Origin of the sequence: Pseudomonas sp. GL-RE-26 (assembly GCF_019956275.1) — a bacterium.
GTDB classification, from domain to species: Bacteria; Pseudomonadota; Gammaproteobacteria; order Pseudomonadales; family Pseudomonadaceae; genus Aquipseudomonas; species Aquipseudomonas grandcourensis.
The window spans coordinates 136,905-161,316 of sequence record NZ_JAHBDI010000004.1 but is presented as its reverse complement, the minus strand read 5'-3'; the positions used below and the strand labels follow the sequence as shown (position 1 = coordinate 161,316).

The 24,412-nt window shown below is 60.4% G+C and carries 21 protein-coding genes and 1 pseudogene; 1 reads left to right on the top strand and 21 read right to left on the bottom strand.

What is annotated here, in order from left to right; all coding sequences use genetic code 11:
* Positions 1-152: 152 nt before the first annotated feature.
* Positions 153-333: pseudogene (locus tag KGB07_RS29560) on the top strand (carbohydrate ABC transporter substrate-binding protein); the annotation flags it as partial.
* A gap of 183 nt (positions 334-516) precedes the next feature.
* On the opposite strand, the gene nuoN reads toward KGB07_RS29560, so the two are convergent.
* The 21 genes from nuoN to KGB07_RS03295 all read right to left on the bottom strand — a co-directional run bounded on the left by nuoN (position 517) and on the right by KGB07_RS03295 (position 24,324).
* Positions 517-1,980, bottom strand: a complete 1,464-nt coding sequence (nuoN, locus tag KGB07_RS03395) for an NADH-quinone oxidoreductase subunit NuoN (protein ID WP_046037832.1) — start codon at positions 1,978-1,980, stop codon at positions 517-519.
* Between the two features lie 7 nt (positions 1,981-1,987).
* Entirely contained in the window at positions 1,988-3,520 is a 1,533-nt protein-coding gene (nuoM, locus tag KGB07_RS03390) for an NADH-quinone oxidoreductase subunit M (protein ID WP_046037834.1), read from the bottom strand.
* Between the two features lie 39 nt (positions 3,521-3,559).
* Complete coding sequence (gene nuoL / locus KGB07_RS03385; protein WP_046037835.1) at positions 3,560-5,413, bottom strand: NADH-quinone oxidoreductase subunit L; 1,854 nt, start codon at positions 5,411-5,413, stop codon at positions 3,560-3,562.
* Complete coding sequence (nuoK, locus tag KGB07_RS03380) at positions 5,410-5,718, bottom strand: NADH-quinone oxidoreductase subunit NuoK (RefSeq protein WP_007946416.1); 309 nt, start codon at positions 5,716-5,718, stop codon at positions 5,410-5,412. The genes nuoL and nuoK overlap by 4 nt, the downstream gene beginning before the upstream one ends.
* A 2-nt stretch (positions 5,719-5,720) precedes the next feature.
* Positions 5,721-6,224: an NADH-quinone oxidoreductase subunit J gene (nuoJ, locus tag KGB07_RS03375; protein ID WP_046037836.1), complete on the bottom strand. Its 504-nt coding sequence runs from the start codon at positions 6,222-6,224 to the stop codon at positions 5,721-5,723.
* A 9-nt stretch (positions 6,225-6,233) separates the two neighbouring features.
* A complete protein-coding gene (nuoI, locus tag KGB07_RS03370; RefSeq protein WP_185754732.1) occupies positions 6,234-6,779 on the bottom strand; it encodes an NADH-quinone oxidoreductase subunit NuoI in 546 nt (181 codons plus the stop codon).
* Between the two features lie 12 nt (positions 6,780-6,791).
* Positions 6,792-7,799, bottom strand: coding sequence for an NADH-quinone oxidoreductase subunit NuoH (gene nuoH, locus KGB07_RS03365; RefSeq protein WP_046037838.1), 1,008 nt, complete (start codon positions 7,797-7,799; stop codon positions 6,792-6,794).
* The gene (nuoG, locus tag KGB07_RS03360) at positions 7,796-10,510 is read right to left on the bottom strand and encodes an NADH-quinone oxidoreductase subunit NuoG (protein ID WP_046037840.1); all 2,715 of its coding nucleotides are present in this window, start codon (positions 10,508-10,510) and stop codon (positions 7,796-7,798) included. The genes nuoH and nuoG overlap by 4 nt, the downstream gene beginning before the upstream one ends.
* Positions 10,511-10,647: 137 nt before the next feature.
* Entirely contained in the window at positions 10,648-12,003 is a 1,356-nt protein-coding gene (gene nuoF, locus KGB07_RS03355) for an NADH-quinone oxidoreductase subunit NuoF (RefSeq protein WP_046037841.1), read from the bottom strand.
* A complete protein-coding gene (gene nuoE, locus KGB07_RS03350; protein ID WP_046037843.1) occupies positions 12,000-12,497 on the bottom strand; it encodes an NADH-quinone oxidoreductase subunit NuoE in 498 nt (165 codons plus the stop codon). Before nuoE ends, nuoF begins: the two co-directional genes overlap by 4 nt.
* A 2-nt stretch (positions 12,498-12,499) precedes the next feature.
* Positions 12,500-14,284, bottom strand: a complete 1,785-nt coding sequence (gene nuoC / locus KGB07_RS03345; protein WP_007981273.1) for an NADH-quinone oxidoreductase subunit C/D — start codon at positions 14,282-14,284, stop codon at positions 12,500-12,502.
* A gap of 73 nt (positions 14,285-14,357) precedes the next feature.
* Positions 14,358-15,032, bottom strand: coding sequence for a NuoB/complex I 20 kDa subunit family protein (locus KGB07_RS03340; protein ID WP_046037844.1), 675 nt, complete (start codon positions 15,030-15,032; stop codon positions 14,358-14,360).
* A gap of 10 nt (positions 15,033-15,042) precedes the next feature.
* A complete protein-coding gene (locus tag KGB07_RS03335) occupies positions 15,043-15,456 on the bottom strand; it encodes an NADH-quinone oxidoreductase subunit A (RefSeq protein ID WP_003223812.1) in 414 nt (137 codons plus the stop codon).
* 641 nt (positions 15,457-16,097) lie between these two features.
* Positions 16,098-17,423 carry an isocitrate lyase gene (gene aceA, locus KGB07_RS03330; protein ID WP_007970439.1) on the bottom strand — a complete coding sequence of 442 codons (1,326 nt, stop codon included), beginning with the start codon at positions 17,421-17,423 and terminating at the stop codon, positions 16,098-16,100.
* Positions 17,424-17,897: 474 nt separating this feature from the next.
* On the bottom strand, positions 17,898-18,659 hold the full coding sequence (locus KGB07_RS03325; RefSeq protein ID WP_046037845.1) for a secretin N-terminal domain-containing protein: 762 nt from the start codon (positions 18,657-18,659) through the stop codon (positions 17,898-17,900).
* Between the two features lie 236 nt (positions 18,660-18,895).
* Positions 18,896-19,321: a GNAT family N-acetyltransferase gene (locus tag KGB07_RS03320; protein ID WP_032829897.1), complete on the bottom strand. Its 426-nt coding sequence runs from the start codon at positions 19,319-19,321 to the stop codon at positions 18,896-18,898.
* The gene (locus KGB07_RS03315; RefSeq protein ID WP_223464545.1) at positions 19,314-20,483 is read right to left on the bottom strand and encodes a cupin domain-containing protein; all 1,170 of its coding nucleotides are present in this window, start codon (positions 20,481-20,483) and stop codon (positions 19,314-19,316) included. Before KGB07_RS03315 ends, KGB07_RS03320 begins: the two co-directional genes overlap by 8 nt.
* A gap of 86 nt (positions 20,484-20,569) precedes the next feature.
* The gene (gene purB, locus KGB07_RS03310; protein ID WP_223464544.1) at positions 20,570-21,940 is read right to left on the bottom strand and encodes an adenylosuccinate lyase; all 1,371 of its coding nucleotides are present in this window, start codon (positions 21,938-21,940) and stop codon (positions 20,570-20,572) included.
* Between the two features lie 124 nt (positions 21,941-22,064).
* The gene (hflD, locus tag KGB07_RS03305) at positions 22,065-22,688 is read right to left on the bottom strand and encodes a high frequency lysogenization protein HflD (RefSeq protein WP_046037849.1); all 624 of its coding nucleotides are present in this window, start codon (positions 22,686-22,688) and stop codon (positions 22,065-22,067) included.
* Positions 22,685-23,818: a tRNA 2-thiouridine(34) synthase MnmA gene (gene mnmA, locus KGB07_RS03300; RefSeq protein WP_046037851.1), complete on the bottom strand. Its 1,134-nt coding sequence runs from the start codon at positions 23,816-23,818 to the stop codon at positions 22,685-22,687. Before mnmA ends, hflD begins: the two co-directional genes overlap by 4 nt.
* 59 nt (positions 23,819-23,877) lie before the next feature.
* Positions 23,878-24,324 (bottom strand): NUDIX hydrolase, encoded by a 447-nt coding sequence (locus tag KGB07_RS03295; RefSeq protein WP_046037853.1) that lies wholly within the window; start codon positions 24,322-24,324, stop codon positions 23,878-23,880.
* Positions 24,325-24,412: the final 88 nt, after the last annotated feature.

The following is a 24,412-nucleotide window of genomic DNA, read 5'->3' as shown; positions in this document are numbered from 1 at the left end:
TTCTAGTTCTTCCGTGCATTGAGTTAAATGCCCTATGCGTGTGTGGTTCTAAGGGAAAACGGTATCCGGGACGATGGAAGATTGAAATTAAGGTTAAGTAGATGTGACTGGCATTCGCGTTGAGGGCGTTGAGGGCCTGGGTTGATACCTAAGAAGTCACAGCGAAGAAATGGATCGGCAGTCACTCAAATAGTCCACACCGATAGCCGACCAGCAACTCGAAGTGCTGAAAAGTTTCATCACGGCCGCTGAGCCGTTTAGCGGGATGAGCAGAAAACCATCGCCATCCCAGGGTACGAGTCCAAGGTGCTGGCCAAAGTCTTCAGCGAGATCAGACCGGCTGTTCGCCAACCTGTACTGGTTCCGCGCCGACGGGTTCGAGTGCGCGGATCACAAAGCCAGGTTCAGCAACGGCCGGAGGAGGGAGAAGGTCCACTGTGGGAGCGAGCCAGCTCGCCACAAAAAACGGCACCCGAAGGTGCCGTTTCCGTTTTCTACCAAGTGTCGCTCAAGCGATCAACCCGCCAGGCCCGACTGTTGAACCAGGTTCAGCAGCGGTTGCGGATACAGGCCGAGGAAGAAGGCCAGTACCGCGATGGCCAGCAGCATCACGCCGCCCGCACGTTGTTCCCAGTGCAGCTGGGCGTCGACGCGACGCAGGTTCGGTTCGATCAGGAACAGGGTGACCATCACACGCAGGTAGTAGAACACGCCGATGGCGCTGCCCAGTACCAGGGAGCCGACCAGCCACCATTGGTGCGACTCGACACCGGTGGCGATGATGTAGAACTTGCCGATGAAGCCCGCGGTCAGCGGGATACCGGCCAGGGACAGCATCATCACGGTCAGTACGGCGGTCAGGTACGGACGGCGCCAGAACAGGCCGCGGTATTCGTACAGGGCGTCTGCGTCACGGCCTTTGTACGGCGAGGACATCAGGGTGATCACACCGAAAGCACCGAGGCTGGTGATCACGTACGTGACCAGGTACACGCCGATCGCTTCCACGGCCAGACCCTTGCTCGCCACCAGGGCGATCAGCAGGTAGCCGAAGTGGGCGATGGACGAGTAACCCAGCAGACGCTTGAGGTTGCTCTGGGTCAGGGCCAGCAGGTTACCGAACAGGATCGAAGCGATGGCGATGATGGTCAGCACGTTGCTCAGCACACCGCTGCTCGCCGCTGGCGAGATCTGGAACAGACGCACCATCACCGCGAACACAGCCACTTTGGAAGCGGTAGCCAGGAACGCTGCAACCGGTGCCGGAGCACCTTCGTAGACGTCTGGAGTCCAGAGGTGGAAGGGTACCAGCGACAGCTTGAACGCCAGGCCGATCAGCATCATGCCCAGGCCCAATTGAGCCAGCGAGCTTGGCAGACCAGTAGCCGCCAGCGCTTGGCCGATGCCGACGAAGCTCAGGGAACCGGCGTCAGCGTAGAGCAGGGCCATACCGAACAACAGGAACGCGGAACCTGCCGCCGACAGCACCATGTACTTGATGCCGGCTTCCAGCGAACGCTTGTTGAAGAAGGCATAGGCCACCAGACCGTAGACCGGTACCGAGAGCAGTTCCAGGCCGACGAACAACCCGGCCAGGTGCTGCGCGCTGACCAGCACCAGGCCACCGGCGGCGGCCATCAGGATCAGCAGGTACAGTTCTTCACGGTTGCCCGGGTAACCCGTGCCGCCATCGCCGAGGTAGGCGTGGGCGAGGGTCACACAGGCGAGGGTGGCGACCAGGATCAGCGCCATGTACAGGCAGGCGAAGCTGTCGATCTGCAGCAATGGAGTCACGGCCAGGGGCGCGACTTTCAGGGCAGGCAGGATCGACAGCAGTGCCAGATTCAGACCCGCCACCGACAGCAGGAAGGTCTGGGAGTGGTTGCGGCGCCAGGCGATCGCCAGCATCACCACGATGATCGTGGCGCTGGTGATCAACAACGGCGCTAGCGCGATAAAGTGTTGAGTCGTGAATTCCATAGCGCTCTTACCGGGCCGAAGCGAGTTGAGTGAAGGCGGTGCCGAGCCACTGCTGCACGCCATGCATCGTAGCGGCAGAGGTATCGAGGAACGGCTGCGGGTACACGCCGATGTAAATCAGCAGTGCAGCCAGACCGACCACCATGATCAGTTCGCGACCGTCCATGCCATGCAGCACCGCGTCCGATTTCGACGGGCCGAAGAAGGCACGGTGGACCATGATCAGCGAGTACACCGAACCGAACACCAGGCCGGACGTCGCGATCACGGTGACCCAAGGAGCGCTGGCGAAGGTGCCGATCAGAATCAGGAACTCACCGACAAAGTTACCGGTCGCCGGCAAGCCCAGGGAAGCTGCTGCGAAGAACAGGCTTAAGGCTGGCAGGTAAGCGATCTTCGACCACAGGCCACCCATTTCACGCATGTCGCGGGTGTGGGTACGCTCGTACAACTGACCGGAGAGGATAAAGAGTGCCGCCGCCGACAGACCGTGGGCCAGCATCTGCATCACCGCGCCCTGCAGCGCCAGTTGGCTGCCGGAGTAGATGCCGATCAGTACGAAGCCCATGTGGGAAACGGACGAGAAGGCGATCAGACGCTTGATGTCGGTTTGCGCGAACGCCAGGAACGCACCGTAGAAGATCCCGATCAGACCCAGGGTCATCGCAAACGGCGCGAACTCGGCCGAGGCATTCGGGAACAGCGGCAGGGCGAAACGCAGCAGGCCGTAGGCAGCGGTTTTCAGCAAGATACCAGCGAGGTCGACGGAACCTGCGGTCGGTGCCTGGGCGTGAGCATCAGGCAACCAGGAGTGGAACGGTACGACCGGCAGCTTGACCGCGAAGGCGATGAAGAAGCCGAGCATCAGGATGTACTCGGTGGTCATCGACATCTTGGTCTTCAACAGGTCGGCGTAGTTGAAGGTAATCACGCCGGTGTCGTTGAAGTTGACCAATACCAGGCCCAGGATCGCCACCAGCATGATCAGGCCGGAAGCCTGAGTGAAGATGAAGAACTTGGTCGCCGCGTAGATCCGGGTTTTCTTGCCGTCCGAAGAACTGTGACCCCAGAGCGCGATGAGGAAGTACATCGGCACCAGCATCATTTCCCAGAAGAAGAAGAACATGAACAGGTCGAGGGCCAGGAACACGCCGACGACACCGCCCAGGATCCACATCAGGTTCAGGTGGAAGAAGCCCACGTGACGCTGGATCTCTTTCCACGAGCAGAGTACCGAGAGCACACCCAGCAGGCCGGTCAGCAGGATCATCAACAGCGACAGGCCGTCGAGGGCCAGATGCACGTTGATGCCGAAGCGCTGGATCCAGACGTGCTTGAACTCAAGCGCCCAGGTCGGATCGGCGCCAGGCGCCGGAGCAAATGAATAGTCACCGTTGGCCCACAGCCAGAGGCCGAGGGAGAGCAGCAGGGACATGGTGATCAGCGCAATCCAGCGGGGGAGGGTGGCGCCGAAGCGCTCACCCATCCAGCACAGCAGGCCGCCGATGAAGGGGATCAGGATTAGCCAAGGCAGAATCATGACGGGTTCGTTTCCTTTCGCAAATTCGCAAGGTTCATATCAGACCGCTACCAGCACGACGGCGCCAATGACCAGCACGGCACCAGCAGCCATCGAGGCGGCGTACCAACGCAGTTGACCGGTCTCGGTACGGCTCAGGGCGGTGTGACCGCCTTTGGCCATGCGCGGGATCAGACCGATGGTCTGGTCGAGCGGGTCTTTGCGCAGGATGTGGCTGATCGCCAGGTACGGCTTGACGAACAGTTTGTCGTAGATCCAGTCGAAGCCCCAGGCGGCGAACCACCAGGCCGAGAGGAAACGGCCGATGCCGCTGTTGGCGACGGCGGTGACGAAGCGACGCTTGCCGAGGAACAGCAGCGCAGCCAGCAGGATACCGGCCAGGGCGATGGCGCCCGAGGCGATTTCCAGACTGTGCTTGGCTTCGCCGCCGGCATGGCCGACGCTTTCCGGCAGCACGCCGTGCAGCGGTGGAACGATCATCGCGCCGATGGCGGTGGACAATACAATCAGCACCGACAGTGGCAGCCAGTGGGCAATGCCGTGACCGGCGTGGGCTTCGGTCTTCGCTTCACCGTGGAACGCGATGAAGATCAGGCGGAAGGTGTACAGCGAAGTCATGAACGCGCCGACCAGACCTGCGTAGAGCAGACCGTTGTTGCCGCTGGCGAACGCTTCCCAGAGGATTTCGTCCTTGGAGTAGAAGCCTGCGGTTACCAGAGGCAGGGCCGCCAGGGCCGCGCCGCCGACGATGAAGCTGGCGTAGGCCAGTGGCAGTTTCTTCCACAGACCGCCCATCTTGAAGATGTTCTGCTCGTGGTGGCAGGCAACGATCACCGAGCCGGACGCAAGGAACAACAGGGCCTTGAAGAAGGCGTGGGTCATCAGGTGGAAGATCGCGCCATCCCAGGCACCGACGCCCAGGGCCAGGAACATGTAGCCGATCTGGCTCATGGTCGAGTAGGCGAGGATACGCTTGATGTCGGTCTGAACCAGGGCTGCAAAACCAGCCAGGACCAGGGTCACGCCACCGACGACTCCTACTAGATGCAGGATTTCCGGCGCCAGGGTGAACAGGCCGTGGGTACGGGCAATCAGGTAGACGCCAGCGGTCACCATGGTTGCGGCGTGGATCAGTGCCGAAACCGGGGTAGGACCGGCCATCGCATCCGCCAGCCAGGTTTGCAGCGGCAGTTGCGCGGATTTACCGACAGCGCCGCCCAGCAGCATCAGGGTGGCCAGGACCATCCAGAAGTCGCCGGACTGGAACTTTTGCGGCGCCAGCACCAGCAGTTCCTGGACGTTCAGCGTGCCCAGTTGGGCAAACAGAATGAACAAGCCGATGGCCATGAACACGTCACCGATACGGGTCACGATGAAGGCCTTGAGTGCGGCGTTACCGTTGTTGCGATTGCTGTAGTAGAAACCGATCAACAGGTACGAGCACAGGCCCACGCCTTCCCAACCGAAGTACACGAACAGCAGGTTATCGGCCAGGACCAGGAACAGCATGCTGGCGATAAAAAGGTTGGTGTAGGCGAAGAAGCGCGAATAGCCGTCTTCACCGCGCATGTACCAGGAGGCGAACAGGTGGATCAGGAAGCCGACGCCGACGACCACACCGAGCATGGTCACGGACAGACCATCCAGGTACAGGGCGAAGTTCGGCGTGAAGCCTTCCACCGCCATCCATTGCCACAACACCAGGGTGTAGTGACCGCCTTCCGGCGGGGCGACGTTGAACTGCCAGATCACATAGGCCGCGACAATCGCCGACAGGCCAATGGAGCCGACGCCGATCAGCGCCGAAAGGTTTTCCGAGAGGCGTCCCCGGGAGAACGCCAGCAGCACAAAACCGATCAGGGGGAACAGGAAAGTCAGATAGAGAAGGTTCATCCGCGCATCTCACTGGCAGCGTCGATATCGAGCGTGTGGAAGCGGCGATACAGTTGCAGCAGGATCGCCAGGCCAATACTGGCCTCGGCGGCTGCCAGGCTGATCACCAGGATGAACATGATTTGTCCATCCGGCTGCGCCCAGCGGCTACCGGCAACGATGAACGCCAGGGCGGAGGCATTCATCATGACCTCCAGGCTCATCAGCACGAAGAGAATGTTGCGGCGGACCATCAGGCCAACCAGACCGAGGCAGAACAGGATGCCGGCAACCGCCAGACCATGCTCCATGGGGATAGCAGGCATCGTCATTGCTCCTTGGCTTCGTTGCGGCCCAAGTGGAACGCCGTGACGGCTGCAGCGAGCAGCAGCATCGAGGCAAGTTCGACCACCAGCAGGTAAGGACCGAACAGGCTGATGCCCACGGCCTTGGCGTCTACGGTGGTGTGGCCGATTGCTTCACCGGTCTGGTGGGAGAACAGCACGTACAGCAGTTCCACCAGCAGCAGCGCGGCGAGGAGGACCGGGCCGCCCCAAATGCCGGGTTTGAGCCAGGCGCGCTCTTGCTGAGCCGAGGCGGGCCCCAGGTTCAGCATCATCACCACGAACACGAACAGCACCATGATGGCGCCAGCGTAGGCGATCACTTCCAGAACACCGGCAAACGGTGCGCCGAGGGCGAAGAACGTCATGGCCACGGCAATCAGCGAAATGATCAGGTAGAGCAGGGCGTGCACAGGGTTGGTGTTGGTGATCACGCGAAGCGTGGACACCACAGCGATACCCGATGCGAAATAGAAAGCGAATTCCATCTTTCTTCCTTAAGGCAGCAAGCTCTTCACGTTGATCGGCTGGGCTTCATTCTGCGCGGAGCCTTTGGGCTTCCCGGCAATCGCCATACCTGCAACACGATAGAAGTTGTAATCAGGGTTTTTGCCGGGGCCGGAGATCAGCAGATCTTCTTTCTCGTAAACCAGGTCCTGCCGTTTGAACTCGGCCATTTCGAAATCCGGCGTCAGCTGGATCGCGGTGGTCGGGCAGGCTTCCTCGCAGAGGCCGCAGAAAATGCAGCGCGAGAAGTTGATGCGGAAGAAGTCCGGGTACCAGCGACCGTCTTCGGTTTCAGCTTTCTGCAGCGAGATGCAACCGACCGGGCACGCCACGGCGCACAGGTTGCACGCTACACAACGCTCTTCGCCGTCGGGGTCGCGGGTCAGGACGATACGTCCACGGTAGCGCGGCGGCAGGTAGACCGGTTCTTCCGGGTACTGCAGCGTGTCACGCTTGCGGAAGGCGTGGCTGAAGATCATCACCAGGCTACGAAGCTGGGTGTAGAAGCCATGCACGATGTCAAAAATGTACTTCATGATTCTCTATCCTCACTGAGCCGCGACGGCGGGCGTGTTGAGCAACACGATCGCAGCGGTCACCAGCATGTTGACGAGGGTCAGCGGCAGGCAGAACTTCCAGCTGAAATCCATCACTTGGTCATACCGTGGGCGCGGAATCGAGGCGCGCAGCAGGATGAAGAACATGATGAAGAACGCGGTTTTCAACGCGAACCAGATGAACGGGATCTGCGGCAGGATGCCAAACGGACCGTGCCAGCCACCGAAGAACAAGGTCACCAGCAGCGCCGAAATCAACACGATGCCGATGTACTCGCCGACGAAGAACATGCCCCATTTCATGCCGGCGTATTCAATGTGGTAACCGTCGGCCAGTTCCTGCTCCGCTTCCGGCTGGTCGAACGGGTGACGGTGAGTCACGGCGACGCCAGCGATGAAGAAGGTCAGGAAACCGAAGATCTGCGGAATGACGAACCACAGGTTCTGCGCTTGATATTCAACGATGTCGCGCATGTTGAACGAGCCGACCTGGATCACGATGCCCATCAGCGACAGGCCCATGAACACTTCGTACGACACGGTTTGTGCCGAGGCCCGCAAGCTGCCCAACAGGGCGAACTTGTTGTTGCTCGACCAGCCGGCGAACAGCACCGCGTAGACCGACAGACCCGCCATGGCGAAGAAGAACAGGATGCCGATGTTGATGTCCGCGACACCCCATGTCGGGGTGATCGGGATGATTGCAAAGGCAATCAGCAAGGCGCTCATGGCCACGACCGGCGCCAAAGTGAAGATCACTTTGTCGGCGAACGGCGGGGTCCAGTCTTCCTTGAAGAACATCTTGATCATGTCGGCCGCGATCTGGAACGCGCCGAACGGACCGACTCGGTTCGGACCGTAACGGTCCTGCCAGAGGGCGAGCAGACGACGCTCGACCCAGCTCAGCAGGGCGCCGCAAACCACTACGGCGAGCAGAATCACCACGGCCTTGAGGACCGCGATGATGATGTCGATCACTTCAGGAGTGAACAAGGTCATTGAGCTGCCTCCTGCAGACCGTCAACGGAAAAGCCTGCGATCGCTGGCGGAATGCCGGCGATGCCCGCAGGCAGTGCCACCAGACCAGCGCCCAGCTCTTCATTGATGCGCAGCGGCAGACGCAGGGTCTGACCAGCGACGTTCAAGCTCAGCATGGCGCCGTCGTTGACACCCAGGCGGTCGGCTTCGGACTTGGCCAGAGCAACATAAGCAGCCGGAATGCGTTCCTGAACCGGAGCGGCTTTCGAAGAGTTCTCTTCGCTGCCGAACAGGTGGAAGAACGGCACAACCTGCCAGGTACCTGGAGCAGGGTTGAACGCGCGCGGAACGCTGGCGAACCAGTTCAGCGAGTCACCGGCGCTTTCGATCAGGCGGGTGCCCGGGTCGCCAGCGCGGATGTGACCACCGACTTCGTCCTGGAACTTGTTCCAGGCTTGCGGCGAGTTCCAGCCCGGAGACCAGGCGAATGGCACTTGCTGACGCGGTTCGGCCGAGCCCGAGTAACCTTCCATCGAGAAGGCGAACGCGGTGTCCTTGTCCTGCGGGGTACGCGGTTCGTGCACGCTGATGTCGGCGCGCATGGCGGTACGACCGGAGTAACGCAGCGGTTCACGGGCCAGTTTCATGCCCTTGATGCGGAACGCGGCGGATGGTGCGGCATCGACGATGCGGTTCAGGATCGAGGTGCTGGAAGCGACGGCGGCGGTGGCGTGGTCCAGTTGGGTCCAGTCAATCGGCTGGTTCAACAGGGTTGCGCGCAGGGCATGCAGCCAGCGCCAGCCTTCGTGAACCAGGATGCTCGCGTCCATGTACTTCGGATCGAAAACCTGGAAGAAGCGCTGGGCGCGGCCTTCCTGGCTGACCAGGGTGCCGTCGCCTTCAGCGAAGCTGGCGGCTGGCAGGACCAGCTGCGCGCGATCGCTGGTGGCAGTCTTCTGATGGTCGGCGACGATCAGCACTTTGGCGGCGGTCAGGGCAGCATCGACACGGGCCTTGTCGGTACGGGTGTACAGATCGTTTTCCAGCACGACGATGGCGTCGGCCTTACCGTCGATCACCGCTTGCAGCGCGGCGTCGACCGATTCGCCACCGAGCATGGCCAGGCCGAGGCTGTTGGCCTCTGGCACGATCAGGCTGATGGAACCGTTCTTCTCGCGCAGCTTCAGAGCCTTGGCGATGTTCGCGGCGGCTTCGATCAGGGCTTTGGAGCCCAGGGAAGTACCGGCGATGATCAGTGGGCGCTTGGCGGCGAGCAGGGCATCGGCGATGCGCTTGGCCAGTTCGAGGGCTTCAGCGTCCAGGCCTTCAACGGCTGGTGCGCTGGCGTCGAGGGCGTGAGCCACGGCGAAACCGATGCGGGCCAGGTCGTCTGGAGCGGCGTGAACGCACTCTTCGGCGATGTCGTCGAGCTTGGTTTCAGCCAGGCTTGCGATGAACAGCGGGTTCAGCGCGTGCTGACCGATGTTCTTCACCGCGGCGTCGAGCCAAGGCTGGACGCGCATGGCGTCGGCCATGTCTTCGGCCTTGCCCTTGACCGATTGACGCAGGGACAGGGCCATGCGCGCAGCAGTCTGAGTCAGGTCTTCACCGAGGACGAACACGGCGTCGTGGTCTTCGATGTCACGCATGTTCGGCACTGGCAGCGGGCTGTCTTTAAGCACTTGCAGGACCAGGCGAATGCGCTCCAGCTCGGCAGCTTCGATACCGGAGTAGAAGTGCTCGGCGCCCACCAGTTCGCGCAACGCGTAGTTGCTTTCGAGGCTGGCACGTGGCGAACCGATACCGACGATGTTGCGGCCGCGCAGCAGGTCGGCGGCTTTATCCAGTGCTTCGTCGAGGCTCAGCTTGGTGCCGTTGGCCAGCAATGGCTGACGCGGGCGGTCTTCGCGGTTGACGTAGCCGTAGCCGAAACGGCCACGGTCGCACAGGAAGTACTGGTTCACCGAACCGTTGAAACGGTTTTCGATGCGACGCAGTTCGCCGTAACGCTCGCCCGGGGAGATATTGCAACCGCTGGAGCAGCCATGGCAGATGCTCGGCGAGAACTGCATGTCCCACTTGCGGTTGTAGCGTTCGGAGTGAGTCTTGTCGGTGAACACACCGGTCGGGCAGACCTCGGTGAGGTTGCCGGAGAACTCGCTTTCCAGGGTGCCGTCTTCAACGCGACCGAAGTACACGTTGTCGTGGGCGCCGAACACACCCAGGTCGGTGCCGCCAGCGTAGTCTTTATAGAAGCGCACGCAGCGGTAGCAAGCGATGCAGCGGTTCATCTCGTGGGAAATGAACGGGCCCAGTTGCTGGTTCTGGTGGGTACGCTTGGTGAAGCGGTAACGGCGCTCGTTGTGGCCGGTCATTACCGTCATGTCTTGCAGGTGGCAGTGACCGCCTTCTTCACAGACCGGGCAGTCGTGAGGGTGGTTGGTCATCAACCATTCAACAACACTGGCGCGGAAGGCCTTGGATTCTTCATCTTCGATGGAGATCCAGGTGCCGTCGGTGGCAGGGGTCATGCAGGACATCACGATACGACCACGGGTGTCGTTCTCGTCGGTGTACTGCTTGACCGCGCACTGGCGGCAAGCGCCAACGCTGCCAAGGGCAGGGTGCCAGCAGAAATAAGGGATATCGAGGCCTAGCGACAGACATGCCTGTAACAGGTTGTCTGCCCCATCGACTTCGAGCTCTTTGCCGTCTACGTGGATAGTGGCCATGGTTCAAAGTTCTTCGTTGGCCCGGTGTCAGCGGGCGTGGCTAATGGAATCTTGTTATCCGCGTGAATCAACACAGCCGCTTACGGCGTCATCACACGAAAAGCGAAGGGCACGGACCCTTCGCCTTTTTTAAGCGTTTACGCGCCGACTACGATCGGCCTTGCCAGAGGCGGGACGGCGGCGCTGACAGGCGCGATACCGGCTTCGAACTCTGGACGGAAGTATTTGATTGCGCTGCCCAACGGCTCCACGGCGCCCGGTGCGTGAGCACAGAAGGTCTTGCCAGGGCCGAGGAAGCCGACCAGACCCAGCAGGGTCTCGATGTCGCCTGTCTGGCCTTCGCCGTTCTCGATGGCCATCAGGAGCTTGACGCTCCATGGCAAGCCATCACGGCACGGGGTGCAGAAGCCACAGGATTCGCGGGCGAAGAACTGCTCCATGTTGCGCAGCAGGGACACCATGTTGACGCTGTCGTCCACCGCCATGGCCAGGCCGGTACCCATGCGGGTGCCCACTTTGGCGATGCCGCCGGCGTACATTTGTGCGTCCAGGTGTTCCGGCAACAGGAAGCCGGTACCGGCGCCGCCAGGCTGCCAGCACTTGAGCTTGTAACCGTCGCGCATGCCGCCGGCGTAGTCTTCGAACAGCTCGCGACCGGTAACGCCGAACGGCAGTTCCCACAGGCCAGGGTTCTTGACCTTGCCGGAGAAGCCCATGAGCTTGGTGCCCATGTCTTCGCTGCCTTCGCGGGCCAACGATTTGTACCAGTCCACGCCGTCAGCGATGATCGCCGGCACGTTGCACAGGGTCTCGACGTTGTTCACGCAAGTCGGCTTGCCCCATACGCCAACGGCGGCAGGGAAGGGCGGCTTGGAGCGCGGGTTGGCGCGGCGGCCTTCGAGGGAGTTGATCAGCGCGGTTTCTTCACCGCAGATGTAACGCCCGGCGCCGGTGTGGACGAACAGCTCGAAATCAAAACCCGAGCCCAGGATGTTCTTGCCCAGCAGGCCGGCTGCCTTGGCTTCTTCCACGGCACGGTTCAAGTGCTTGGCGGCGGTGGTGTACTCGCCACGCAGGAAGATGTAGCCACGGTAGGTTTTCAGCGCGCGGGCACTGATCAGCATGCCTTCGATCAGCAGATGGGGCAGTTGCTCCATCAGCATGCGGTCTTTCCAGGTGTTGGGCTCCATTTCATCCGCGTTGCACAGCAGGTAGCGGATGTTGATGGATTCGTCCTTTGGCATCAGGCCCCACTTAACACCAGTGGGGAAGCCAGCACCGCCGCGACCCTTGAGGCCGGAGTCTTTCACGGTCTGGACGATGTCGTCCTGGGCCATGTCGGCGAAGGCCTTGCGCGCAGCGGCGTAACCGTTCTTGGCCTGGTACTCGTCGAGCCATACGGCTTCGCCGTCGTCACGCAGGCGCCAGGTCAGCGGGTGAGTCTCGGCCGAACGCTTGATGAGGTTGGCCGGACCGAAAGAAGTCAGGGTCATACGTAGCCCTCGAGCAAATTGGCAACGCCTGCTGGCTGCACATCACCGAAAGTGTCGTCGTCGATCATCAACGCCGGCGCCTTGTCGCAGTTGCCGAGGCAGCAGACCGGCAGCAGGGTGAAACGACCGTCGGCGGTGGTCTGACCCAGGCCGATGCCCAGCTTGCTCTGGATTTCGCTGACCACGGACTCGTGGCCGCCGATGTAGCAGACCATGCTGTCGCAGACGCGAATGATGTGACGACCGACCGGCTGACGGAAGATCTGGCTATAGAAAGTCGCCACGCCTTCAACGTCGCTGGCCGGGATGCCGAGGATCTCGCCGATGGCGTACAGAGCGCCGTCCGGCACCCAGCCACGTTCCTTCTGGACGATCTTCAGGGCTTCGATCGACGCCGCGCGCGGGTCTTCGTAGTGATGCAACTCGTGCTCGATGGCCGAGCGCTCGGTTTCACTCAAGGTGAAACGGTCTGTCTGGATAAGCGTGCTGTTCATGCTTAGCGGTCCACGTCGGCCATAACGAAATCGATACTACCCAGGTACGCAATCAAGTCCGCGACCATGCTGCCTTTGATCACCGAAGGGATCTGCTGCAGGTGCGGGAAGCTTGGGGTGCGAATCCGGGTGCGGTAGCTCATGGTGCCGCCATCGCTCGTCAGGTAATAACTGTTGATGCCCTTGGTCGCTTCGATCATCTGGAAGGATTCGTTGGCCGGCATGACCGGGCCCCACGAAACCTGCAGGAAGTGCGTGATCAAGGTTTCGATGTGCTGCAGCGTGCGCTCTTTCGGAGGCGGCGTGGTCAGCGGGTGATCCGCCTTGTACGGGCCTTCCGGCATGTTGCGCAGGCACTGGTCGATGATCCTGATGCTCTGGCGCATCTCCTCGACACGCACGATGCAGCGGTCGTAGGCATCGCCATTGGCGGCCAGCGGCACTTCGAATTCGAAGTTCTCGTAGCCCGAGTACGGACGCGCTTTACGCAGGTCGAAATCGCAACCGGTCGAACGCAGGCCGGCACCGGTGACGCCCCATTCCAGGGCCTCTTTGGTGTTGTAGTCGGCGACGCCGATGGTCCGGCCACGCAGGATGCTGTTGTCCAGTGCGGCTTTCTGGTATTCGTCCAGACGCTTTGGCATCCACTCGACGAAGTCTTTAACCAGTTTTTCCCAGCCCCGCGGCAGGTCGTGGGCGACTCCACCGATGCGGTACCAGGCCGGGTGCAGACGGAAACCGGTAATGGCTTCGATCACCGTGTAGGCGCGCTGGCGGTCGGTGAAGGTGAAGAACACCGGGGTCATGGCGCCGACGTCCTGGATGTAGGTACCCAGGAACAGCAGGTGGCTGGTGATCCGGAAGAACTCGGCCATCATGATGCGGATGACGTCGACCTTCTCCGGCACCTTGATGCCGGCCAGCTTCTCGACCGAGAGCACGTACGGCAGGTTGTTCATCACGCCGCCGAGGTAGTCGATACGGTCGGTGTACGGGATGAAGCTGTGCCAGGACTGACGCTCGGCCATCTTCTCGGCACCACGGTGGTGGTAACCGACGTCCGGTACGCAGTCGACGATTTCTTCACCGTCCAGCTGCAGGATGATGCGGAACGCACCGTGCGCGGACGGGTGGTTCGGGCCGAGGTTGAGGAACATGTAGTCCTCGTTCGGGCCGGAACGCTTCATGCCCCAGTCTTCCGGCTTGAAGCGCGCGGACTCTTCCTCGAGCTGCTGCTTGGCCAGGTTCAGGGTGAACGGGTCGAACTCGGTGGCGCGGGCCGGGAAGTCCTTGCGCAGCGGGTGACCTTCCCAGGTCGGCGGCATCATGATGCGCGACAGGTGAGGGTGGCCTTTGAAGTCGATGCCGAACATGTCCCAGACTTCACGCTCGTACCAGTTGGCGTTCGGCCAGATGCTGGTGACGGTCGGCAGGCTGAGGTCGCTCTCGGACAAGGCGACCTTGATCATTACGTCACTATTACGTTCGATCGACATCAAGTGATAGAACACGGAGAAGTCGACGCCGTTCGGCAGCCCTTGACGCTTGGTACGCAGACGCTCGTCCACGCCGTGCAGGTCATAGAGCATGACGTACGGCTTGGGCAGGTTACGCAGGAACGTCAGGACTTCGACGAGTTTGGCACGGGCAACCCAAAGCACCGGCATGCCGGTGCGGGTTGGCTGGGCGGTGAACGCCTCCGGGCCAAAACGGTTGTTCAGTTCGACGACCACATCCTGGTCGTCTGCCTTGTAAGGCGGGATGTACAGAGCACTGCCTGTAGTCATGGTTATTTTATCGCTTTCGGTCAACGTAAAGAATGAAGCCAGGTTCTCGTTCTTTTTAAGAAGCAGATCTGGATCAGACTTCGTCGGGGCTGCGCAGGTTGGTGACTGCGATTCGCTGTTCGCGGCGCTTTTCCTTCTCGGAAGGCATCTCGGCGCGGTATACGCCTTGATCGCCGACGACCCAGGAAAGCGGGCGACGCTCCTGTCCAATCGACTCCTGCAACAGCATCAAGCCTTGCAGGAAAGCTTCAGGACGGGGCGGGCAGCCAGGCACGTAGACGTCCACGGGCAGGAACTTGTCCACCCCTTGAACGACGGAGTAGATGTCGTACATGCCACCGGAGTTGGCGCACGAACCCATGGAGATGACCCATTTAGGCTCGAGCATTTGCTCGTAGAGACGCTGAATGATCGGCGCCATCTTGATGAAGCAGGTACCGGCGATAACCATGAAATCCGCCTGCCGCGGCGATGCCCGGATAACCTCGGCGCCAAAGCGCGCGATGTCGTGGGGCGCCGTGAAGGCGGTGGTCATTTCCACGTAGCAGCACGAAAGACCGAAGTTATACGGCCACAGGGAGTTCTTGCGCCCCCAGTTGATCGTGCCGTTAAGCACGTCTTCTAGCTTGCCCATGAAAATGTTTTTGTGGACTTGATCTTCTAACGGATCGGAAACGGTTTCCCGCTGGCCAATCGGATACTGCTCGTTAGGAGCATCGGGGTCGATCCTGGTGAGATTGTATTGCATTGCCAAAGCCTCATTGTTTCAGCTTCGCTTGCCGCTTGCGCCGAGCTTCCGGAGCCCAGTCAAGGGCGCCCACTCGGAATAGGTAGACAAGGCCTGCCAACAGAATTGCTATGAAAACGAGAGCTTCGACGAATCCGGTCCAGCCGCTTTCGCGGACGGACACAGACCATGCAAAGAGAAAGAGGGCTTCGATATCGAAGATCACGAAGAGCATCGCGACCAGATAGAATTTGGCTGAGAGCCGCAAGCGGGCGCCACCTGTAGGTAGCATGCCGGACTCGAACGGTTCGTTTTTGCTGCGGCCCCAGGCTTTTGACCCAAGGAGGCTGGAGACGCCCAGCATGAAGGCACAGAGGCCGACGACGCCTAGAAGGAAAATGGCAAAGCCCCAGTTGTGGGCCATGAGTCCTGTCGCTTCGGGCATGCTGGTAATCCTTAACAGAGAGCAAGGGTCTCTGAGCTTGAAAAGAAACAAAAGCAGTGACGATATGTCGCAGCAATCAATCCCGCTGATTTTATGGCTAAACACCCGGCAAGTAAAATTCCTATAGCGAAATTTATTATAGGAATAAGGACATAGCGCGCTTCAAAAACCCCGCAGGCCTTGCGCCTTGGGCATTAGCCGGCATTTCGTCAATTATGTTTTGTAGGGAATGTAACGAACATAGTTGTTGCTAAATGATAATCAGTATTGTTTGGCGTGGTTTTTAAACTGCTTGTCCTTCGGATACTCGGGAAGTTGTCTTATATGGGCGTTACAGCAAGTAGCGGCGGGGCGTGTTTTAGCGGATTTTTCTGACAGAGATGGCGCTCTGGATCAATGTTTTTCCGGATCACCACCATCCCCTGTAGGAGCGAGCCTGCTCGCGATAGCGGTCTGTCAGGTGACATCTCTGCTGGATGTGTCGGCCTCATCGCGAGCAGGCTCGCTCCTACAAGGGGTTTTGCAGTGTTTGTTGAATCCCAGGCAAAAAAACGCCCCGAACCAGTCGGGGCGTCAGATGTGCAGCGCTGCGGTTAGCTTTCTATTCGGCCCGCAGCGGCTGATGTCTCAGGCGAAGCAGATCAGTGGAACTGTTCTTCTTCAGTCGAACCGGTCAGCGCGGTTACCGAGGACGAGCCACCCTGGATCACGGTGGTCATGTCGTCGAAGTAGCCGGTGCCCACTTCCTGCTGGTGAGCCACGAAGGTGTAACCCTTGGCGGCGTCAGCGAATTCCTGCTCTTGCAGCTTCACGTAGGCAGTCATGTCGTTGCGGGCGTAGTCGTGCGCCAGGTTGAACATGCTGTGCCACATGTTGTGAATGCCGGCCAGGGTGATGAACTGGTGCTTGTAGCCCATGGCGGACAGTTCGCGCTGGAACTTGGCGATGGTCGCGTCGTCCAGGTTTTTCTTCCAGTTGAAGGAAGGCGAGCAGTTGTACGACAGCAGTTGGTCCGGGTATTCCTTCTTGATCGCTTCAGCGAAGCGACGAGCCTCGTCCAGGTCCGGCTTGGCGGTTTCGCACCAGATCAGGTCGGCGTAAGGAGCGTAGGCCAGGCCGCGAGCGATGGCCTGGTCCAGACCGGCGCGCACTTTGTAGAAGCCTTCCTGGGTACGTTCGCCAGTCACGAATGGCTGGTCGTACGGGTCGCAGTCGGACGTCAGCAGGTCAGCGGCGTTAGCGTCGGTACGGGCCAGGATGATGGTCGGAGTACCGGCAACGTCAGCAGCCAGGCGAGCAGCGGTCAGCTTCTGTACGGCTTCTTGGGTAGGAACCAGTACCTTGCCGCCCATGTGGCCGCATTTCTTCACGGAAGCCAGCTGGTCTTCGAAGTGAACGCCGGCGGCGCCTGCTTCGATCATGCTCTTCATCAGCTCGTAAGCGTTCAGTACGCCGCCGAAACCGGCTTCAGCGTCAGCCACGATCGGCGCGAAGTAGTCGATGTAGCCAGCGTCGCCCGGGTTCTTGCCGGCTTTCCACTGGATCTGGTCGGCACGACGGAACGAGTTGTTGATGCGCTTGACCACGGTTGGAACCGAGTCCACCGGGTACAGCGACTGGTCCGGGTACATCGATTCGGCGGAGTTGTTGTCCGCAGCCACTTGCCAGCCCGACAGGTAGATCGCCTGGATGCCGGCCTTGACTTGTTGTACAGCCTGGCCGCCGGTCAGGGCGCCCATGCAGTTGACGAAATCTTTCTCAGGACGGAAGGCTGGCTTGGCACCCTGGGTAACCAGGTTCCACAGCTTCTCGGCGCCCATTTTTGCAAAGGTGTGCTCAGGTTGAACCGAGCCACGCAGACGGACGACGTCAGCAGCGGAGTAAGTGCGTGTCACGCCTTTCCAGCGCGGGTTTTCAGCCCAGTCTTTTTCGAGGGCTGCAATTTGCTGTTCGCGTGTCAGTGCCATGGGAGATAAACCTCGTCGCGTCTTTATGAAAAGTTGTTCTGCGGTGGAAAATTCCTGCGCTCGCTGACCAGAAGCTTAAGCGGTCAAGTCGGATTTGGCGGGGAGGGCGACGGGATGAACGATCGGCTCGAGGGGAAGTGAGCAGGTAAAGGCGAACTGCGGGCGCATTCGGGCGTCGTGGGCCTTGGTGCGAACATCAGTGTGGTGCCGGGTTACCTATTACGCTTCCGTCCCTCGGGACAACTTCGTTCCAGTCGACAACCTCGTCAAACACACCTTGTGGGCGGTACAGACACGAAGCGGTTCGCGGGGGTAGGTGCGAACATCGCCTCGAAGGCCCTTGCCAGGGCCTCTGATTAGCGGGAGCGAGGCCATCATGCCTTTGCTTTTTTGGCTCGTCAAACGTTTTGTAGTGCTTTTTTTAAGGCACTACATCTTTGGTCTAATACGACTCGTCAGTCAGTTTTTGGTGCTTTAGTCCAAGGTGTCGACTTTCACCCGCAATGTCATGTCGTTGCGGCTCTGGGTCGAGTAGCTGCGGGTCTGGCCCTGTTTGTCGGCCTGGGTCTGGCCGTTGACCCCGGCCAGCAGGATCCACTCACCGAGGTGGCCGGTGACGGTTGTGTCGGTGCTTTGTACGTTCACTACATCGGGACGTTCCTGGCTCATGCGGTCACGGTTGGTGCTGATCGACAGGTGAACGATGTCGCCGGTGACGTTTGCCGTGACATAGAAACCCTGGGTGACGTTGCGGTATTGGGTCTCGCTGCTGTAACCGCCGTAGGTATCAGTCTGGCTGCTGGTAATCGGCACGCTCTGGCCGACCTGGATCAGTGCCGGTGCGCCTTCGCTGGCCTGCACTTGCTGAATACCGCCGTCGCGGCTATCGGTGCTGTAGTTGATGATGCGGGTCTGGCTTGGCTTGGCGCCGTTCACCGAATAACTCTGGTCACCCTGGAAGTTGTTGTCGCTGGTATCGACGGTGATCAGCAGGCGCTTGGGTGCGGTGTCGAGTTGCGAAAGAAGGGCTTTAAGTTCGTCGATCTTGCGCTGATCGGCGTTGACGATGAGTTGATTGCCGTAGGTGCTGACCTGTCCGTCCTTGCCGATGAAATCTTGCGCCACCGGCAGCAGGTCGGCGCTGGTGCGGTAGTTCAGGGGCACGATTTCGGTGGCTGCCATGACCGAAAAACTGCAGGCCACCAGCAGGGTGCTGAGCAGGGTGCGTAGGGACATATCCGTTATCTCCGCCAACTTGAATTGATGATAGTGCCAGTTTGTCGGCCTGGAGTGGCGCTAGTTGAATCGTAGGCAGCAAAACGCCCCGGCATCCGAAGATAGCGGGGCGTTTTGTGGTGTTTACATGCAGCTTTTGTGGCGAGGGGGCTTGCTCCCGCTGGGCTGCGCAGCAGCCCCAATAATTTAGGGCCGCTTCGCGACCCAACGGGGGCAAGCCCCCTCGCCACAGGGTCTCAAGCGGAATGGCGAACCATGTCCACATGCGGAATCCCGGCTTCCAGGAACTCCTCACTGACCATGTGAAAGCCCAGGCGCTCATAGAACGCCGTGGCTTGTACCTGGGCGCTGAGCATCTGCTGCTTGAGTCCGCGCTCTTCGGCTTCACCGATGACCGCTTGCATCAGTGCATCGCCGACTTTCAGGCCGCGCCAGTCCTTGAGTACCGACACCCGGCCGACGTGCCCATCGGGCAGCAGGCGGGCGGTGCCGATCGGAAAGTCGCCTTCGTAAGCGAGGAAATGCACTGCATCAATGTCATCGGCGTCCCATTCCAGTTCTGGTGGAACGGATTGCTCGGCGACGAACACCGTCTCACGAATGCGCCGGATCTCGGCGTTGTCCTTCTGCCAGTCTGCGACACGTACGTGAATCTTATTCATCGGCAAACCCCAGGCTTCCTTGCTTGACCAGTTCGCACAGCAGGCCGCGACCGTCTTCGTCGCTCAGCCAGTCGCCAAGGTTGTCGGTGTGCAGCGAGTCGGCGGCGCAGATCATCTTCAGCAGTTCGCGCAGCTTGCCTGGCAGGTAACGGCTCTGGCCGCTGGCGAACAGCAGCAGGTCGTCATCGACTTCAGACCACGCCAGGCGTGCGCTCGGGTTGCGAACCAGGATCGCGCCTTGCTCCAGGGCGGACATGAAGTCCTCTTCTTCAACCTCTTCCGGGCCCACCACCAGTTCCGGGTAGCGTGGCTCGGTCATGAACTGGCCGAACCAGGTCAGCAGCAGGCGCTCGTCGCTCATGTGTTCGGCCAGCAGGCCTTTGAGGCGGTCGAGTGCGTCGCGCTGGATCTGGTGAGGATCGGCAGTCGGCAAGGCGTCGGCGTCGGTGTAGCGTTCTTCGTCCGACAGGAACTGGCTGAGGAAGTCAGTGAAGTGGGTCAGCACTTCAGCTGCGCTCGGTGCGCGGAAGCCGACCGAGTAGGTCATGCATTCATCAACGGCAACGCCGCAATGGGCCAGGCGCGGTGGCAGGTAGAGCATGTCGCCCGGTTCCAGCACCCATTCATCGGTGGCTTCGAATTCGGAGAGGATGCGCAGGTCGGCGTGGGCCAGCATCGGGCTCTCGGTGTTGCACATCTGGCCGATCTTCCAGTTGCGCTTGCCGTGGCCTTGCAGCAGGAACACGTCGTAGTTGTCGAAGTGCGGACCAACGCTGCCACCCGGCGCGGCGTAGCTGATCATCACGTCGTCGATGCGCCAGCTCGGCAGAAAGCGGAAATTTTCCAGCAGTTCGCTGACTTCCGGGACGAACTGATCCACGGCTTGCACCAGCAGGGTCCAGTCACGCTCAGGCAGCTTGCTGAATTCATCTTCGGCGAACGGGCCGCGACGCAGTTCCCACGGACGCTCGCCATTCTCGATGATCAGTCGCGATTCGACTTCTTCTTCCAGCGCCAGGCCGGCCAGTTCGTCGGCGTCGATCGGGCTTTCGAAATCAGGAATCGCCTGACGGATCAACAGCGGCTTTTTCTGCCAGTAGTCGCGCAGGAATTCCCGTGCCGTGATGCCGCCCAGAAGTTGAAGAGGAATATCAGGATTCATGTGTAACCTATTGAAAAAATGCACTTTTCAGACGGGAATAAAAACGCCCGGCGCGGCCGGGCGTCTTAAAAGGGTCTAGCGGTCGATCAGATGCGCTTGGCTTGTTCTACAGCGTTGCCGATGTAGTTGGCCGGGGTGAGCAATTTCAGCTCGGCCTTGGCGGCGGCTGGCATGTCCAGGCCGTCGATGAAAGTCTGCAGCGCTTGCGGGCTGATGCCCTTGCCGCGGGTCAGTTCTTTCAGCTTTTCGTACGGGTTTTCGATGTTGTAGCGACGCATCACGGTCTGGATCGGCTCGGCCAATACTTCCCAGCACGCGTCCAGGTCAGCGGCAATCTTCTGCTCGTTGAGCTCAAGCTTGCTGATGCCCTTGAGGCTGGCTTCGTACGCGATCACGCTGTGGGCGAAGCCGACACCGAGGTTGCGCAGTACGGTGGAGTCGGTCAGGTCGCGCTGCCAGCGGGAGATTGGCAGTTTGCTCGCCAGGTGCTGGAACAGTGCGTTGGCGATACCCAGGTTGCCTTCGGAGTTTTCGAAGTCGATTGGGTTGACCTTGTGCGGCATGGTCGACGAACCGATTTCGCCAGCGATGGTGCGCTGTTTGAAATAACCCAGGGAGATATAGCCCCAGATGTCGCGGTCGAAGTCGATCAGGATGGTGTTGAAGCGGGCGATCGCGTCGAACAGCTCGGCGATGTAGTCGTGCGGTTCGATCTGCGTGGTGTACGGGTTGAAGCCCAGGCCCAGTTCGTCTTCGATGAAAGCGCGGGCGTTGGCTTCCCAGTCGATCTCAGGGTAGGCCGACAGGTGAGCGTTGTAGTTGCCGACAGCGCCGTTGATCTTGCCCAGCAGCGGAACGGCAGCGACTTGGGTGATCTGGCGCTCAAGACGGTAAACCACGTTCGCCAGTTCTTTGCCCAGGGTGGTCGGCGAGGCCGGTTGACCGTGGGTGCGCGACAGCATCGGCACGTCGGCGAAACGGATCGCCAGTTCGCGGATGGCGTTGGCGGTCTGGCGCATCAGCGGCAGCATCGCGTCATCACGGCCTTCGCGCAGCATCAGGGCGTGGGACAGGTTGTTGATGTCCTCGCTGGTGCAGGCAAAGTGGATGAACTCGCTTACCTTGGCCAGTTCCGGCAGCTTGGCCGCTTGCTCTTTGAGCAGGTATTCGATGGCCTTGACGTCGTGGTTGGTGGTGCGCTCGATCTCTTTGACGCGCTCGGCGTGCTCCAGAGAAAAGTTTTCCGCCAGGGTGTTGAGCACAGCGTTGGCTTCGGCGGAGAACGCCGGCACTTCACTGATGGCAGGGTGAGCGGCCAGACGCTGGAGCCAGCGCACTTCAACCAGAACGCGGGCACGGATCAGGCCGTACTCGCTGAAAATTGGGCGCAGGGCCTGGGTTTTGCCGGCGTAGCGGCCGTCAACAGGGGAAACCGCAGTGAGCGAAGAAAGCTGCATGGGGTGTTCTCGGACAGTCGGGCAACGAAATGGGGCGCGTATCATACATGAAAAAATCCGCCGGTCCGTCGCCAACTGACCGGCGTATTACGCGTATTGCTGAGTTCTGTTCTGTTGATGCGGGTTATTCGTTACGCATCAAGGGGTAAAGCTCTTTGAGCAATTTGCGGCGGCTGATCACCAGCTGCCAGCGATGACCGCCCAATTGCCGCCAAAGGCGCGCCGAACGAATGCCGGCCAGCAGCAGGGCGCGGATTTTCGAAGCGTTGCTCGGTTGTTGCAGGTTGCGCATGTCACCGTGTACCTGGATGCGTTGGCGCAGGGTGCTCAGGGTGTCCTGATACAGCGCGCCGCAGGCGGCGATCACGTTTTCGTGGGCCGGGCCGAAGTGTTCGACCTGGGACTGAATCTGCGGCAGGCGTTTGCCAATCACGTCGAGCATGTCGTTGCGCTTGGCCAGCTGACGCTCAAGGCCGAGCATGGCCAGGGCATAACGCAACGGCTCGCGCTGCAGGGCACTTGGGTCGCGTTCGAGGGCGCCGATCAGCGCACGGTAACCTTCACGCAGGTTGATGTCGTCGCCGCCATAGACTTCCAAAGTGTCCTTGGGGTCGCGAATCAGCAGGCTGCCGAGCATGCAGGTCAGGCCGGCCTCGTTGGTCTGGCCGGTCTTGGCGATCCTGTCCACCAGCACCGCGGCGAGAAACACGCCGCCCAGTGCTGTCAATTGCTCCTGAATCGGGTTCATAGGGCCTGGCCCTTGCTCGTCCACGGCTCGGCTACTTCAATCACGCCGCCGCCGAGGCAGATTTCACCGTCGTAGAACACCACTGACTGGCCTGGAGTGACCGCGCGTTGCGGGTCATCGAAGGTCGCGCGATAACCGGTGGCGGTTTTTTCCAGGGTGCACGGTTGGTCGCTCTGGCGATAACGAACCTTGGCGGTCAGCTTGCGTGGCTGGCTCAGATCGACCGGGTTGACCCAGTAGATGTCCGAGGCGATCAGGGCGCGGGAGAACAGCCACGGGTGATCATTGCCCTGGCCAACGATCAGCTCGTTGTGTTCCAGGTCCTTGATCAGCACGTACCACGGCTCATCGCTGGCGTCTTTCAGGCCGCCAATGCCCAGGCCCTGGCGCTGACCGATGGTGTGGTACATCAGGCCGTGGTGGCGGCCGATGATTTCACCTTCGGTGGTCTTGATCTCGCCCGGTTGCGCCGGCAGGTACTGCTTGAGGAAGTCGCTGAAGCGGCGCTCGCCGATAAAGCAGATCCCGGTGGAGTCCTTTTTCTTCGCGGTCGCCAGTTCGTATTTCTCGGCAATGGCGCGCACTTGCGGTTTTTCCAGCTCGCCGACCGGGAACAGGGTCTTGGCGATCTGTTCGCCGCCGACAGCGTGCAGGAAGTAGCTCTGGTCCTTGTTCGGGTCCAGGCCCTTGAGCAGTTCGGTGCGGCCATCGATGTCGCGGCGACGCACGTAGTGGCCGGTTGCGATCAGGTCGGCGCCGAGCACCATGGCGTAGTCGAGGAACGCCTTGAACTTGATTTCGCGGTTGCACAGGATGTCCGGGTTCGGCGTACGTCCGGCCTTGTATTCGGCCAGGAAATGCTCGAACACGTTGTCCCAGTACTCGGCGGCGAAGTTGGCGGTGTGCAGCTTGATGCCAATCTTGTCGCACACGGCCTGGGCGTCCGCCAGGTCATCCATGGCGGTGCAGTATTCCGTTCCATCGTCTTCTTCCCAGTTCTTCATGAACAGGCCTTCCACCTCATAACCCTGCTCGATCAGCAGGAGGGCGGAAACGGAAGAGTCCACGCCGCCGGACATGCCGACAATGACGCGCTTCTTTTGTGTGTCAGAAGGGGCTGGATCACGCATAGGGATTCAATGAGTGTCTTGAAAAAGGACGCGATTCTATCAGGCTGGAGCCTGCATGGCTAAAGAGAAGGACGGATCAATTCGAGGCCGAAGTGAATGCCTGCCAGATAGTCGTCGATGCAGCGGATGATCAGCTCGCTGCGCCAGTTGTCGCGCTGCTCGATTAATTCCTCGCGGGTCAACCACTTGGCGCCGACGATGCCGTCATCCAGTTGATAATCCGGGTGGTGTTTCAGTGGTTTTGCGATGAAGCAGACCCGCTGGTAGGTCACGCCGTTGCTCGGGGCGGTGTAGAGGTAAATGCCCAGAACGCCGGTCGGTTCGACGTCCCAGCCGGTTTCCTCGAGGGTTTCGCGCACGGCGGCTTCGGTCAGGGTTTCATTCGGGTCCAGATGACCGGCGGGCTGGTTGAGCACGTTGCGGCCGGCCTTGTGCTCTTCGACCATCAGGAAACGGCCGTTGTCTTCGACGATGGTGGCGACGGTGATGTGGGGTTTCCAGTCCATGAGATGTCCTCAAATTCCAAAGTTGAAACGCAGTCCAATGTAGGAGTGAGCCTGCTCGCGATGGCGGTATGTCAGTGACATCAATATT